Raw genomic sequence first — 13837 nt, forward strand, 5'->3', positions numbered from 1 at the left:
GTAATTATCGGAGTTGTCTTTAGAACTGCATAACATTCCAACTCCAACACTAATAAATAAGTAAGGATTTAAAAATTATCTTCCCGACTTCATAAGTCAAAAGAGGGAATCATGAATATACGTTGGCAAAAATTATTAGTAAAAACTTCTTTTTGGCTAGCAACCGAAATTATCCTCAACTTGGTTGGAATCGATGACTTGGCTGACTACAGCGAGTTTGTTTACGAAAATAAAAATTTTCTTGCGAACATTGGATGCATTTTTGTTATTTCCCCTATGGTTTGACAGATATCCTATCCAGCAAGGAGTGAAAATCAAATGTGCAAAACTAATTACAATTTTCAACGCCACAACCTACTTACAAGCATTTTAATCAACTGCATAAGACGTAAACTGACGCTTGAAACGGGAGTGGAAGGCAATTACAATATCTGAGTGAGGTACACCAAAATCAACTAAAGTTTGAGCAACAGCTTCTTCTGTACCGTTATACTGAATCCAGATCTTTCCATCAATAATATCAAAATGCATCATTGGACCAAATACTCTTTTATCTCCTTCCCAACCGACATAAGCTAATTGATAATGATTATTTTCACGATCAAAAATTAATTGTGGTTTTACATTCTCGTCACCAGAACTTAATTCAGCGTGTTTACTCAATATTTGTGTAATAAATTGTTGATAGCTTTCTATTTTATCCATAATACAATCTCTTCCTGTATTGGTTCATAAACTAACAATTTCATTTGATATCGCTTGATAGTACGTTGAATAAAATTAAGTTAAAACTTGTTGATGAAAAAAGTCTTTAGCCATTAACGGAATCTTGATTTTTAAAATTTTTTACTTGTTAATAATCTGCTCTACAGAAACAGAAATATCGGGGAATGCGAGGGGTTGAATTATTCCTGTAGTAAGTGTAAATTTAGTGGCGTAATCTCCGTCTAATTGTTCGCGGAACACTACCAAATGCAGTTTTTTAAGATTTACAACCCAATATTCTGCAATACCCGCTTCAGCGTAAATTTTGCTTTTTATCTGTAAATCTTTCTCTAAACTGGAATTGGAATATTCAATCAACCAAAAAATATTTTCTGGATAGGGGTGATGTTCTCGGTAATCCCTTCCTAAACGCTGAACAATGGCTATATCTGGTTCGGGTTCGGAATTATTCGGTAAAGTAATTGGTTTAGCTTGGCGAATTTTAGCAAGCTTACCTAATAATTCGCTTAAATACTCACCCGCTTCATCGCTACAATAAGCATGAGGTTCCCCTTCCGGTGACATTTCAACAATGTCTCCTTTGAGTAATTCAACCTTGCGGTTATCTAAAATCCCACTAGCAATCATGCCGTGATATTCATCAATTGTCCATTTAGCAGCGATAATCATGCCGTCATATTCTATAACGATTTTACGATCTTATTTTAAAGCATTTTAAAAATGAATATTCGCTGCTCTACCTACAGAAACCTTTAATAATTCAACAACAAAAAACAGGACTTAACTAACCGTAAGTCCCGTATATGAAAAATTTTGACTAGCTTTAAGTAAAAACTTAATTTAATTTACTGAGGATTTGTAGTACCTTCTGCTGGATTCGCATCTGCAACATTAGCTTCTACATTTACTCCTTTGACACCTTTAACTGCTTTAGTCAAAGGTTCAATTTGCTGGAGTTCTTCTTTAGAAGAAACTGTTCCACCAACACTAACAACACCTTCAGTTTCTTTAACTTCTAAGTCGCTACTTGGTAAGTTTTCTTTAAGTGTTTGACTAACTTCTTTTGATAAATCACTCTCTTCGAGATTTGCACTCTCGCTGGTTAGACCAGTTGGATCTACGGGTGCAGTTTCCGCTTCAGTAACGGTTCCAGGCTGATTTAAAGGTTGATTTAAACCTTCCGTCTCGCTAGCTTCTCTTGCAGAGGGTTGTACACCTCCATTTGTAGCGCTGGGATTTTCTGAACCAGTCTTAGCGGCTTCTTCACCACAACCAACTGCACCAGTTAATAAAATACCGCCGATTAAAAAAGGAATAAACTTTTTCATTTGAATCTCCTATTAGAGCCAGATGAAGCAACTAAATAAATCAGTGTGTTGTGTTGAGGAGCGAATGTTTAAAACAATCGAAAATAAAACTGAGCAAGCACCGTCGGAGATACTAGCTTAAGCGAAAAACAAAGACAAAAAAGCTTCTTCTAGAAGTATTATCTTCAACTTTCGATTTTCAACCACTAATAATCGCGACATCGCACAAGGAATTACACTTTATCTACTTAACCCGGTTGTTAAGAGCGTTTAAATGCGTTTATGCAATGCCACCGGACAGCAGCTATTTGATGTTAACAAATTTGTGAAATTTCGCAACATTTTCTCAAAGTTTATCTTAGCTTGATAGAGCTAATTGAGAATAAAACTGCAAAACTTTTACACAGGCTCAATACAGCAATTCATCTATCTTTACACTGAAGGAAATTACTGCAACTTTTTTTGCCCAAGCTTGCGCGGTATTAACTAATTCAGAGTTAAAAATAATGCAAGTATATATCAAAGCTTAATAAATAAGCGGATTATTGATTAGTAATTAACAACTAATTATTGCAATAATTGCGATCGCAAAATAATTAGTTGTTGATATTTAGTTATTTGTGGATGTTGACGTAGAAAAAAATGATTACTATTTCACTCTTTACACTCTTGACACTTTCAGTTTTTTTTGAGAATCAAAAAAGAATTATCAGTTGAATGATTATGGAGGCAAAATTTTCTCTCTTTATTTTTCTACAGGACTAATCTCTGTTGAATTAGTTTCTTAGAGGGAGTAGGGAGTAGGAAGTAGGGAGTAGAAACCAATAGTTAAATATTTAAATCTTGCATAGCGAGACGAATTTGTTCCATCCTTCTGCGATTTACTCCCAGGTCAGAGTCTCCGACACGAGATGCGGAACGAATATGAATTACGCTTTCGTTGGGGGGAAAATAAAATTCTACGTCATCGGTAAATTTGAAAATTCTGCTTTTAGAAAGAGCATGAATGTAATTATCTGTATTTTCTACAACTTCTGTACGAGGAACCACCGTCAGAACTTTGAGTAGGGTTGCTTTAGCTGTATCGCGGTCTACATGATAAGAAATTGGATCGATCGCGTGTTTGCTGTCTGCATTTTGACTGACAACACAATTCGGGGAAGTTGGACAAGCGGTAAGATGACTGTTATTGATACCCAAGTTAGAAGAATCAGCCCAACTGGTAGCGGGGAAGACTAGATTAGCAGTCAAGTTCAGCAATATTACGAAAGCGATGCTCCAGGGGAGCCGCTTCGCGAACGCAATTAAACGGGACATAAATTTTTTACTCATCAATACTATGATGATTATTTTCGGTTATTTTGGGCATTTATTCTAATGATTCGGGTTCTACTCCTTCATCAATCCAAACATCAATTGCTGTTTTCACCTCTTTTTCAGTGACAGCAGACCATTCTTTTTCATTAATAATTGTTTGAAATACGGCTCGTTTTCCATGACCGACTTTTTCTATTAAGTGTCCGCGATATGTATTATTTTTAGATTTAACCATTTATATCTAATTGTGTAGGGTACATGGCAATTGTAGCAAGGAGATGAGTCATACGAATTATGACCGAGCCAAATCAATTAAAATTGAGTTATTGGCAGGTTTGGAACGATCGAGGTATTGGTCATCAAACACACTGCAAACTAACCATAAGGATAAACGATGTCATACAGTGACTTCAAGACAATCGACCAAGCTGTTGCTGCATTAGAATTAACGATTGAAGATATTCCTCATTTATTCGGTCAAATTGAACCTATTGAACCCTCTCAACGTTTAAAAGAGACTTTGGATGAAACTTTAGATTTAGCATCGAGTATCAGTACAGAAAAAGCTCGCTCGGAATTGATTATTACACCAATATTATTGGAAATAAGAAGAAGATTTGAGAATAAAATCGGTTATTTTTCTGGTAACACGTTTAATGTTGATGAATCCAAGAGTTTAACTGGAGCCTGTGATTTTCTCTTAAGCGCATCTAGCAATCAATCATTAGTAACTGCTCCCGTTTTAACATTAGTGGAAGCTAAAGATAATGATATTCGTATCGGTTTAGGACAATGTGTAGCTCAAATGGTTGCGGCTCAAATGTTTAATACTCGTAAAGGATTGGAACAACAAATTATTTATGGTGCGGTTTCTACGGGTACTAATTGGAAATTTATGATGTTAGAAAATAAAAACGTTAAAATTGATTTAACCGAATATTTTATTACGCAATTGGATCGGATATTAGGGATTTTAAGCGAACCATTTAGAATTTATTTTGCACGAAGCTGAATCAAATCATTTACAACTTAAAGAGAATTATATTTATTATGAGAAGATATTACATCTAACCTATGGGATAATAATTGCAAACTGTAATTAACGCGGTGATGTTATGAGTTCACAGAGCGATTCTTTTAGAAATGCAGCAATTCATGCCTTAGATGGCTTGTTAAATTCCCAAGATGCTAATTGTAAGATTCAAATTACTCCCGAACCCGAACTGGGTGAGAACATATTTGTCTTAACCTTTGGAGAACCCGATCTAGACAAGGGGGATGCGGATAAAATTTACTTAGGTATGATATTAGAATTAATTCCAGAAGGTGGTAGTTATGAATGTAAGATTCATCAATGCCAAATTCTAAATGGTTTGGACAGTAAAACATTAATTTCGCGCTTGAGTTCCGAATTATTTGTAAGAAAAGCTGGTATTCGTAAGCCTCCCGAAGACCCTTTTGAATAAGGAAATACGATTTTTGATTTGCAGCGATCGCACTAAATTTATAATATGAAAATGTACCGTTGAAGCCCCTAAATTTAATTTATGGGGCATTAATTACGTTCATGGGACGTGTTCCCGTTCACCGCAAGGTGTCCCGTAGGGAAGGGTATTACGAATTATACTCACCCACCATCAACACTTCTGCAACTGACTCAAATGCACCACAATCTCATCGATCGCATTTCTCACGGTTGTAATCGGTTGTTCGGTTTGATTCACCATAATACTGAATACCACGGGGCCGTAATTCGGTGCTTCCACATATCCCGCAAGGGTGACTACACCTGTCATTGTGCCAGTTTTAGCCTGCACTAAAGCTTGAGGAGAGATATCCTTAAAACGATTTTTCAATGTACCATTTTTGCCCGCAACTGGTAAGGAAGCACGGTAAATCTGAGCATAGGGAGATTTTGCCATTCCCTGCAATGTCTGCACTAAAGCTTGAGGACTAATTAAATCTTTGCGGGATAAACCCGAACCGTCTACTAATTTATAACTTGTGGGGTCAATTCCCATGCTAGATAAACTTGATTTCATTACTTCCAAACCTGCTGAAACGGTGGTTTGATTATTCTCAAGCGGCTTTTTAACAGCTAAGGCTTTCAACAAAGCTTCTGCATACAAATTATTACTATTAATATTCGTCTCTGCAATCAACTCAGATAATGGTGGGGATTCTACTGCTGCTAATTCGGTTCCACTAGTAACACTTCCTTGGTAAGTCTTTGCAACAGAAATTCCTTCTTTAGTTAAACTTTGACGGAAGTGTTGCAAGAAATTCTGTATGGGGTCGAAAACTGCGATCGCGGTTACATCGGGACGGGAATCTTCCGCAAGTTGTCCTTTTAAATACAGAATTTGTCCTTTTAAATCCCGCTGAATTTCTACATAACCTTTTTCACCTTTCGCTGCTGTCACCGTTTGATTAACAACTTTCCATCCAGATGCATCTAAGGGATTATCCCACTTAAATAATAAAGGTTTACCAAATTTTTGCGGAAACAATTTAAAAACAGCAGCATTTTCATTTAACATTAAACTGTTAACTGGTGCGCCATAATAAAATTGGACATCCTCCCACATCCAACTTGGTTCGACAGCTTCACCTTTAAAGTAACCATCATTAGCTATTAACTGATTAATTCGACGCACACCTTTTTGTCGCAACTGTTTCGCAAGTATTGCCAACTGTTCGTCTTTTAAACTGGGGTCTCCTCTACCTACCACCTGCACAACACCCTTACTGTCACCGTATACAGAAGTACGAATGCGATAATTGGGACTAAGTGTTTGTAGAGCCGCCGCTGTGGTCAGCAACTTAGTCACAGAAGCTGGAGTAAAGTATCTACTAGCATTGCTGCTGTAAAGTATTTGTGGTGAATCCAGATTTTGTACCAAAATACCCCAATGGGTTCTATTGAATTGGGAGCGATTTGTTACAGTATTTACCGCTGAATTTAATTGAGAAGCGCAAAATCTTTTTACAGGAGTTGTGGTATTTCCAGGAATAGGTATAGTCGTACTCGGAACTGGAGGTAAATTTTGAGGAGTTGTTGGGATTACAACTCGTGGCTTTATTTGTGCGATCGCTGCTTGCTGATTAACACCAATTTGAACGCCGAGAAATAGTAATAAACTTAAAGAAGATTTTGTAGACATTCGAGTAAAGGTGATTCAATGTATTTTTATGAGTGTTTTCGCGTTACTCAGGTTCCGCGAATGTCGTGATTAAAACACAAAAGCGTATCACATTAGAGGGAGCAAGCCCGGTCTTCGGAGCATATGCGTAGGAGCAAAACGTGTTAACGAGCGAGCGGGACGCTCGCACTACGAATCTTTTACCCTATCAAATATTATGCGATAAAGTACTAATTTAATTCGCATTAATTAACCTAATTATTCAGATAAAAAAACAATCCAAATAACATTAAATCTTAGAATAATCTACAGTAATCTTTGCTTTAACTAAAAAAACGCAGGTTGGACAATGCCCATCCTACATTAATATTGTGTCCCTCTAGTTATTTTTAAATTCATTACTTAGTTGCATAATTCCGGATAAACAATGTTACTTTTTCAAGTTAAAAAGCACTAAGCCACAGATTTTTTATCCCCACTTAAAAGCCAAGAGGGATTATGCAAATTTCCTATAAATATGGTTCTTCAGTACTTAGTATGCCAATACTTATAAGCAGCGTAAGCAAAGGTTACAACTCCGGTGATGATGGCAGATTCATCAACTTCAAATTTGGGATGATGCAATGGGTAATTTGTCTTTCTATCTGGGAAACCTACACCCAAACGAAACATTGAACCTGGTGTTTTTTCCAAATACATCGAAAAATCTTCTGCACCCAGAGAAGGTTCCGGTAAAACTTGAACGCGATCGCTACCCCATGCTTCTTCACCCGCTGACTGTAATATTTGTGTAAGTGCGAAGTCGTTTTGTACGCTAGGTACACCTTTATGATAGTTAACTTGGTATTTCGCACCGTAGGTATCGCAAACGTTTTTGACAATATTTTCAATCCAGTCAGGAAGATTAGCGCGGCTTTCTGGATGTAAAGAACGTACTGTTCCCAACAAGCGCACGGAATCGGCGATAATATTAGGCGCTCTACCACCATTAATCTGTCCTATACTCAATACTACCGGACGTAGCGGGTTCTGAGTACGGCTAATTGCTTGCTGTAGCGCAGTAAGTACCTGTGCAGCTATCCAAATCGCGTCGATCGCTTCATGAGGACGTGCGCCGTGTCCCGATTCACCAGTTATAATAATCTCCAAATCGTCCGCTGCTGCGGTTAATGCACCGTAACGAATACCAATTGAACCCGCAGGTATAGAAGGAAAAACGTGGAGTCCTAAAATACCATCGACATTATTCATCGCTCCATCTGCAACCATCCAACTCGCACCTTGAGCAATTTCTTCTGCTGGCTGGAATAAAAACCGGATTTTCCCGGCGATCTCCTGTGATATTTTAGACAAAATCATTGCAGCCCCCAAACCCACCGTAGTGTGGACATCGTGACCGCAAGCGTGCATAATTCCTTGATTGCGAGAAGCGAAATCCAAACCTGCTAATTCCTCGATGGGTAAAGCATCCATATCAGCACGAATCGCCAAAATACGTTGATCATTACCATTCCCTTCAAGTTCCCCAATTACCCCAGTTTTACCAACATTTTCCTGTACGTGAATACCGTTAGAAGACAAAACCCCAGCCACAAAAGCCGCAGTTTGGAACTCCTCACCACTGAGTTCCGGGTGAGAATGAATGTGACGACGAACTTCAATTAAACGTGGTGCTAATTCCGTTGCTAAATCTTTAATACGAGAAAGCATTGATTAATTATTTTACGAACTTTTTTCCTATGATAAAGAAATGTAAAACAGATTACCGTTAAAATTATACAAATTCTCAAGATTGGGGTAATGGGGAATTGGGAGTAGGGAATGGGGAATATAAAAATTCTCCCTTCAACCATTAACTATATCGAAAAAAACAAAAATACCCGCAGCCTAGAAGGCTGGGGCTAATATTACAAAGCCTACCTGCGTAGGCTAAATTAGGCGCATCTTTATAAAGAAACGGTATTACGCACCGACAACGAGAAAAATCCTATTATTAATCCATCAATAGAAAGGCAATCTTAAAGCAGCGTTACACGACCATCATCGCGTAAATACACACCGCGATCGCCACCAATCCGCCATTCAGGACGCAACTCGACTTGTAAGGTCGCAAAGTTCGGTTTGGAAATATTTGCTTTTAAAGACAATCCGTTTTCATTCCAGAAAATTACTGAAATATTTGGCTGCGTACCATGTCCCTGTTCTAACCTTACTCGCTGTCCCGGCTGCAACGGAATTGGGTTAGTACTTTGCGGTTTCTCAATATAAATTAAATTTGGTGTCTTGTTCACAACCTCCATTCGGATCGGTTTACCGGGTGTAAATTGAATCGGCTTTGCACCGCATTTAGAAGCACAGGTTCCCGCAATGGTAGGACTTGGGTTTGAAAATCCTAGTATCAGCGATGTTATCAAGCTTGCAGATAATAATTTTGACATAACTTACTCAATTCGCAGAAATAGATTTTATGTAAATTTGAATACTTAAGACTAACACCGCTTCAAATATTTTGAGTAGTGGAAAAGTAAATAATTATACTCAAGTAGCTAAATAATAAAATAGAGTCTCTAATTCTTATCTAGACGAAATATTTAATTTTTCCAGGACTTAGTTCGCTCTAAAATTATAGTTAAGCGACATCAGTGAATTAATTATGAGAAACCTGCTATACAGATTAATCGGTTTAAAAAGCAATCAAGCTCGAAAAATATTATTGTTTGACTCATGTGATGCAGCCAACGATATTGCCTTTATGTTAAATGGCGATCGCGATGGATGTAACGGTGTTTTTGTTGATAAAGTTGATGAAATTGCTATCAATACCGCTGCAAAATTAATCGCAGCAAAATGGTGTTTTTCAGGTGCATCACAAGCCGTTTTAGATAGATTAACAGTAGATAATCTTTTACAGCGTTATGCAATTGGAGAGAGAAATTTTGTGAATGCTAATTTGAGGTGTGCGGAACTCTGCTCGCTGACTTTAAATGACGTTAACTTCAGCTACGCTAAATTAAATTATGCTAATTTAAGTCAAACAAATTTGAGTAAAGCTAATTTAACTTCAGCAGATATTGAACAAGCAAACTTAAGCGATACTAACTTGAGTCAATCAATATTGTTTAGAGCAAACTTGCAAAATGTTGACTTATCGCGGGCAAATCTTAGAGATGCAAATTTGAATTATGCTTGCTTGAATAACGCTAATCTAAGCGAAGCTGATTTAAGAGGAGCCAAACTATCTCATACAGATTTAAAAAGCGCTCATTTAGACGGAGCAATTTTTGATGATGATTCCCATTCTTAAAACTGAGCGTTTAATTTTACGCGGATTTCAGCAATCAGATTTAGATGCTTACGCCGAAATGTGTGCTGATGAAGAAGTTATGCGTTATATCGGTACGGGGAAAGTCTTATCTCGTGCAGAATCTTGGCGCAGTATGGCAGCAATAATAGGTCATTGGTACTTACGGGAATATGGTTTATGGGCAGTGGAAGAACAGCAAAGCGGTGAAATGATTGGTAGAATCGGCTGTTGGAAACCAGAAGGTTGGATTGGATTTGAGATTGGATGGAGTTTACGACGGGCTTTTTGGGGACGTGGTTTTGCAACGGAAGCGGGACTCGCTTCGATTGATTTCGCTTTTACACAATTGCACCAATCTCATGTAATTAGTTTGATTCGTACAGATAATACAGCATCGAGAAGAGTCGCGGAGAAATTAAGAGAAAAATTGGAAGGAGAAACAGAAGTTTTGGGTAGCAAAGCGGTGATTTATGGAATTAGTCGAAAAGAGTGGGAGAAGTTACGAGTTAATAATTATTAATTTCCATCTTTGACCTTTAACCTATAGTCTTATTATGACTCAAGCATCAAATCAAATCCGTTGGACAACTGCTGATTTAGAAGTTTTAGCATCTGACGAATGGAAACGTTACGAGATAATTGACGGGGAATTATTTGTGAGCCGCGCTCCACATATTGGTCATCAGGATTCTGGTGGTAATATTTATGTTGAATTACAAGTTTGGTCTAGAAAATCAGGTTTAGGTAAGGCATTATTTACTCCCGGAATTATATTTTCCGACGCTGATAATGTTATCTCTGATGTAGTCTGGATTAGTAACAAAAGATTAGCACAATTAGTTGATGATGAAGGTCATTTAACAGGTGCGCCAGAATTAATTGTTGAAGTTCTTTCTGCGGGGAATATAAACGAGAGACGCGACAAAGAAGCCAAATTAAAACTTTATTCTCTTCAAGGAGTTAGAGAATATTGGATCGTAAATTGGCGATTACAACAAATAGAAGTTTACTGTCGTGAAAACGCTCAGTTGATGTTAGTTGCAACGCTGATGGAAAGCGATGAAATTACTTCGCCAATTTTACCAGGGTTTAATTGTAATATTCAGCAGTTTTTCAATTGATGTAGTATTTATAAAATATTTTTTTGAACATAAATAAGCTTAATTAGATAAGCTGGCTCAAACCTTTAAATGATTTAATCCAAATTTTGCAATAGATTCCCCTCAATTTTCAACCTTCAGAGAGATTACATGATCAACCAGAACAGCGTAAGGTTCGCAATATACCTGATTTCATTAAAACGTGACAACAATGGCAAACCTTAAACAACAAAAATGTGATGCCTGTACTGGTGATTCACCTGCTGTAACTGAGGAAGAGATCAACAAATTTCAGCAGGAAATTCCGCAATGGGATGTTAAGGAAGAAAACGGCGAAAAACGTTTAGAAAGAGTTTTCAAATTTTCCGATTTTAAATCGGCTTTGAATTTTACCAACAAAATCGGTGAAGAAGCAGAAAATCAAGAACATCACCCAGCTTTACTCACCGAATATGGCAAAGTAACTGTCATGTGGTGGACTCATGCCATCCAAGGTTTACACCGTAACGATTTTATCATGGCAGCGAAAACAGACGAGATTTTCAATAAGTCGCATTAAATAAGTACAATTAACTAGTCACCGATCACTAATAATTGATTATGTCAAAAGCAACTTGGAATGGTGCAGTTATAGCCGAAAGCGATAAAACTGTTGTTGTAGAAGGAAATCATTACTTTCCCGCAGACGCGATCGATAAACAGTATTTCAAGGAAAGCGATAAGCATACTTCTTGTCCTTGGAAAGGTACCGCTAACTATTACGACGTTGAAGTTAATGGAGAAGTCAATAAAGATGCTGCTTGGTATTATCCCAATGCAAAGGATAAAGCAAAAAATATTGAAGGTTATGTCGCTTTTTGGCGCGGTGTAAAAGTAGAAGCTTAGGATTAGTTATAATTCTTGTGGGATGGGCTTCCTAGCCCGTCCGAAGGTATTTCATTTACTATTTCTGCACAGCTGTATACTCCCCTCCCAAGCCCTCCACAATGGCTTTAGTATTAGCAATCAACATCTTCTGATAAGTATCGGCATTTGTTCCTTTTTCCCCCAACCCATCAGCATATAGTTTTTGATCGGAAACTTTTACATTCGCTTCTTGAGCAACTCTTTCAATCAGTTTGGGAGTATGGGTATTTTCAGCAAAAATTGTCGGTACGTTCTCTTGTTTAATTTCTTTTGAGAGTTCACCTATTCTCGCTGCTGTTGGTTCTACTTCAGTACTCAAACCTTCTATAGCTCCTTCATAACCAATGTTATATGCCTGTGTGTAGTAACTTAAAGCATCGTGAGTGGTAACTAATTTACGCTGAGTGACAGGTATTGTAGCTACATTTTGTTTAATCCAACTATCTATTTGTTTAATTTCTCCGGTCAATTTTTCGGCATTTGTTGCATATAGCTGAGCATTATCTGGGGAAACTTTTTCTAAATTATTACGAATAACTTTCACCATCTGAATCCCATTTTGAGGATTATGCCATACATGGGGGTCTGGTGCTTTTTCTGAGGAATGTTTTTCTTCTCCCTCATGGTCGTGTTCTTCCGCAATAATTGGTTTGGGAACCGCAAGTTCATGAACCGCAATTTTTGGGGCTGTATTATCGCTAGCTTTAATTAACTGAATAATGCTGGGTTCAAAATCATAACCACCGTATAAAACCAAATTAGCCTGCTCGATCGCTTTCCGGTCTTCGGGTTTGGGTTGATACGTATGGGGGTCTTGACCTGCATCTACCAAACACTTCAAATCAACTGTTTGAGCCGCTATTTGTTTGGTTAAGTCGCATATTACGCTGGTTGTCGCAACCACTAAAGGACTCCCTGTTTCAGTGCTGCTGGTATTCACGGTTCGACTACAGCTAATTAAACCGATCGCGATTAATCCCGTAACTCTAAGAGGTATTTTCCTAAACATCGATCGCAACAACTGTATACTAAAATGATAATCGTTATCATATACTAGCTATTGCGCTATGGGAAGTAGCTTTTTAGCATAAATAATAATCATTATCATGTAGGAGAAAACAGTGTTAGAAGTAGAGGGTTTGGACGTAGATTATCGGGGTAAAGTAGCTATTGAAGATGTCAGCTTTCGCGTTTCTTGCGGACAGATGGTTGGTGTAATCGGCCCAAATGGTGCGGGTAAAAGTACTTTAGTAAAAGCAATACTAGGTTTAATTCCTTCCACGGGTGGAATTGTCAAATTTCGTAATTGTCCTGTGAAAAAGCAGTTGAATTCAATCGCTTACGTACCTCAAAGAACTCAAGTAGATTGGGAATATCCGATTACGGTGCTTCGGGTAGTGATGATGGCTCGTACTGCAAGTACGGGTTGGTTTCGTCAGCCAAATTGTAAGTCAAAACAAATCGTTAAATCTGCGTTGCAGAGAGTGGGGATGTGGGATTTACGTTCCCGTCAAATTGGTGAATTATCTGGGGGACAGCAGCAGCGAGTATTTTTAGCTAGAGCTTTAGCACAGCAAGCAGATTTATTTTTTTTTGACGAGCCATTTGTAGGGATTGATAAACGTACTGAAGATATTATGTTTGATATTTTCAACGAATTAAAGCGGGATGGTAAAATTTTAATTTTAATTACTCACGATTTGGGTAATACCTTAACAAAATGCGATTATTTATTATTATTAAATAAACATATTATTGCCGATGGTTCTCTTCAGGAAGTAATTACAAATGAAAATTTACAGCGAGCTTATGGAAACAATCTTTTGTTTTTAAATAGAGAACAGAAACCAGCTTAGTCAATTATCAATTAAGTAGGTGGGTAGAAATAATTCAACCTCAAAACCCGAGCCATACTCCCAATTACCAATTACCAATTCCCAATTCCCAATTCCCAATTCCCTACTCCCTACTCCCAATTCCGAATTCCCTACTCCCTACTCCCTACTCCCTACTCCCAATTCCGAACTCCCTACT

At 37.7% G+C, this 13837-nt stretch carries 18 protein-coding genes; 9 read left to right on the forward strand and 9 right to left on the reverse strand.

Annotated elements, in window-relative coordinates; translation table 11 throughout:
* The first annotated feature begins 111 nt into the window (after nucleotides 1-111).
* Nucleotides 112-285 carry a hypothetical protein gene (locus VB797_RS09855; RefSeq protein WP_323237493.1) on the forward strand — a complete coding sequence of 58 codons (174 nt, stop codon included), beginning with the start codon at nucleotides 112-114 and terminating at the stop codon, nucleotides 283-285.
* Between the two features lie 84 nt (nucleotides 286-369).
* Here VB797_RS09855 and VB797_RS09860 read toward each other — a convergent pair whose 3' ends face one another.
* The 5 genes from VB797_RS09860 to VB797_RS09880 form a co-directional block, all read right to left on the reverse strand.
* Nucleotides 370-705 (reverse strand): XisI protein, encoded by a 336-nt coding sequence (locus VB797_RS09860; protein ID WP_323237494.1) that lies wholly within the window; start codon nucleotides 703-705, stop codon nucleotides 370-372.
* A 141-nt stretch (nucleotides 706-846) separates the two neighbouring features.
* Nucleotides 847-1395, reverse strand: a complete 549-nt coding sequence (locus tag VB797_RS09865) for a Uma2 family endonuclease (RefSeq protein WP_323237495.1) — start codon at nucleotides 1393-1395, stop codon at nucleotides 847-849.
* A gap of 176 nt (nucleotides 1396-1571) precedes the next feature.
* Nucleotides 1572-2054: a BON domain-containing protein gene (locus VB797_RS09870; protein WP_323237496.1), complete on the reverse strand. Its 483-nt coding sequence runs from the start codon at nucleotides 2052-2054 to the stop codon at nucleotides 1572-1574.
* Nucleotides 2055-2861: 807 nt separating this feature from the next.
* Entirely contained in the window at nucleotides 2862-3350 is a 489-nt protein-coding gene (locus VB797_RS09875) for a DUF1499 domain-containing protein (RefSeq protein ID WP_323237497.1), read from the reverse strand.
* A 52-nt stretch (nucleotides 3351-3402) separates the two neighbouring features.
* On the reverse strand, nucleotides 3403-3585 hold the full coding sequence (locus VB797_RS09880) for a hypothetical protein (RefSeq protein ID WP_323237498.1): 183 nt from the start codon (nucleotides 3583-3585) through the stop codon (nucleotides 3403-3405).
* Between the two features lie 159 nt (nucleotides 3586-3744).
* On the opposite strand from VB797_RS09880, the gene VB797_RS09885 reads away from it, so the two are divergent.
* Entirely contained in the window at nucleotides 3745-4362 is a 618-nt protein-coding gene (locus VB797_RS09885) for a hypothetical protein (protein ID WP_323237499.1), read from the forward strand.
* A gap of 103 nt (nucleotides 4363-4465) precedes the next feature.
* On the forward strand, nucleotides 4466-4816 hold the full coding sequence (locus VB797_RS09890) for a hypothetical protein (RefSeq protein ID WP_323237500.1): 351 nt from the start codon (nucleotides 4466-4468) through the stop codon (nucleotides 4814-4816).
* A 171-nt stretch (nucleotides 4817-4987) separates the two neighbouring features.
* Here VB797_RS09890 and dacB read toward each other — a convergent pair whose 3' ends face one another.
* The 3 genes from dacB to VB797_RS09905 form a co-directional block, all read right to left on the reverse strand.
* Nucleotides 4988-6514, reverse strand: a complete 1527-nt coding sequence (dacB, locus tag VB797_RS09895; RefSeq protein WP_323237501.1) for a D-alanyl-D-alanine carboxypeptidase/D-alanyl-D-alanine-endopeptidase — start codon at nucleotides 6512-6514, stop codon at nucleotides 4988-4990.
* Between the two features lie 504 nt (nucleotides 6515-7018).
* Nucleotides 7019-8203: a M20 family metallopeptidase gene (locus VB797_RS09900; RefSeq protein ID WP_323237502.1), complete on the reverse strand. Its 1185-nt coding sequence runs from the start codon at nucleotides 8201-8203 to the stop codon at nucleotides 7019-7021.
* A 308-nt stretch (nucleotides 8204-8511) separates the two neighbouring features.
* The gene (locus VB797_RS09905; protein WP_323237503.1) at nucleotides 8512-8931 is read right to left on the reverse strand and encodes a hypothetical protein; all 420 of its coding nucleotides are present in this window, start codon (nucleotides 8929-8931) and stop codon (nucleotides 8512-8514) included.
* 215 nt (nucleotides 8932-9146) lie between these two features.
* On the opposite strand from VB797_RS09905, the gene VB797_RS09910 reads away from it, so the two are divergent.
* The 5 genes from VB797_RS09910 to VB797_RS09930 all read left to right on the forward strand — a co-directional run bounded on the left by VB797_RS09910 (nucleotide 9147) and on the right by VB797_RS09930 (nucleotide 11782).
* Complete coding sequence (locus VB797_RS09910) at nucleotides 9147-9797, forward strand: pentapeptide repeat-containing protein (protein ID WP_323237504.1); 651 nt, start codon at nucleotides 9147-9149, stop codon at nucleotides 9795-9797.
* On the forward strand, nucleotides 9778-10317 hold the full coding sequence (locus VB797_RS09915; protein WP_323237505.1) for a GNAT family N-acetyltransferase: 540 nt from the start codon (nucleotides 9778-9780) through the stop codon (nucleotides 10315-10317). Before VB797_RS09910 ends, VB797_RS09915 begins: the two co-directional genes overlap by 20 nt.
* A gap of 34 nt (nucleotides 10318-10351) precedes the next feature.
* Nucleotides 10352-10918: a Uma2 family endonuclease gene (locus VB797_RS09920; protein ID WP_323237506.1), complete on the forward strand. Its 567-nt coding sequence runs from the start codon at nucleotides 10352-10354 to the stop codon at nucleotides 10916-10918.
* Nucleotides 10919-11108: 190 nt separating this feature from the next.
* Nucleotides 11109-11456 (forward strand): 4a-hydroxytetrahydrobiopterin dehydratase, encoded by a 348-nt coding sequence (locus VB797_RS09925; protein WP_323237507.1) that lies wholly within the window; start codon nucleotides 11109-11111, stop codon nucleotides 11454-11456.
* Nucleotides 11457-11497: 41 nt separating this feature from the next.
* Entirely contained in the window at nucleotides 11498-11782 is a 285-nt protein-coding gene (locus VB797_RS09930; RefSeq protein WP_323237508.1) for a DUF427 domain-containing protein, read from the forward strand.
* Between the two features lie 58 nt (nucleotides 11783-11840).
* Here the strand turns inward: VB797_RS09930 and VB797_RS09935 are convergent, their stop codons facing one another.
* Nucleotides 11841-12812 carry a metal ABC transporter solute-binding protein, Zn/Mn family gene (locus VB797_RS09935; protein ID WP_323237509.1) on the reverse strand — a complete coding sequence of 324 codons (972 nt, stop codon included), beginning with the start codon at nucleotides 12810-12812 and terminating at the stop codon, nucleotides 11841-11843.
* A gap of 112 nt (nucleotides 12813-12924) precedes the next feature.
* Between VB797_RS09935 and VB797_RS09940 the strand changes: the two genes are divergently transcribed.
* The gene (locus tag VB797_RS09940; RefSeq protein ID WP_323237510.1) at nucleotides 12925-13659 is read left to right on the forward strand and encodes a metal ABC transporter ATP-binding protein; all 735 of its coding nucleotides are present in this window, start codon (nucleotides 12925-12927) and stop codon (nucleotides 13657-13659) included.
* Nucleotides 13660-13837 lie beyond the last annotated feature (178 nt).

Source organism: Rivularia sp. UHCC 0363 (assembly GCF_034931125.1).
Classification (GTDB): Bacteria; Cyanobacteriota; Cyanobacteriia; order Cyanobacteriales; family Nostocaceae; genus Rivularia.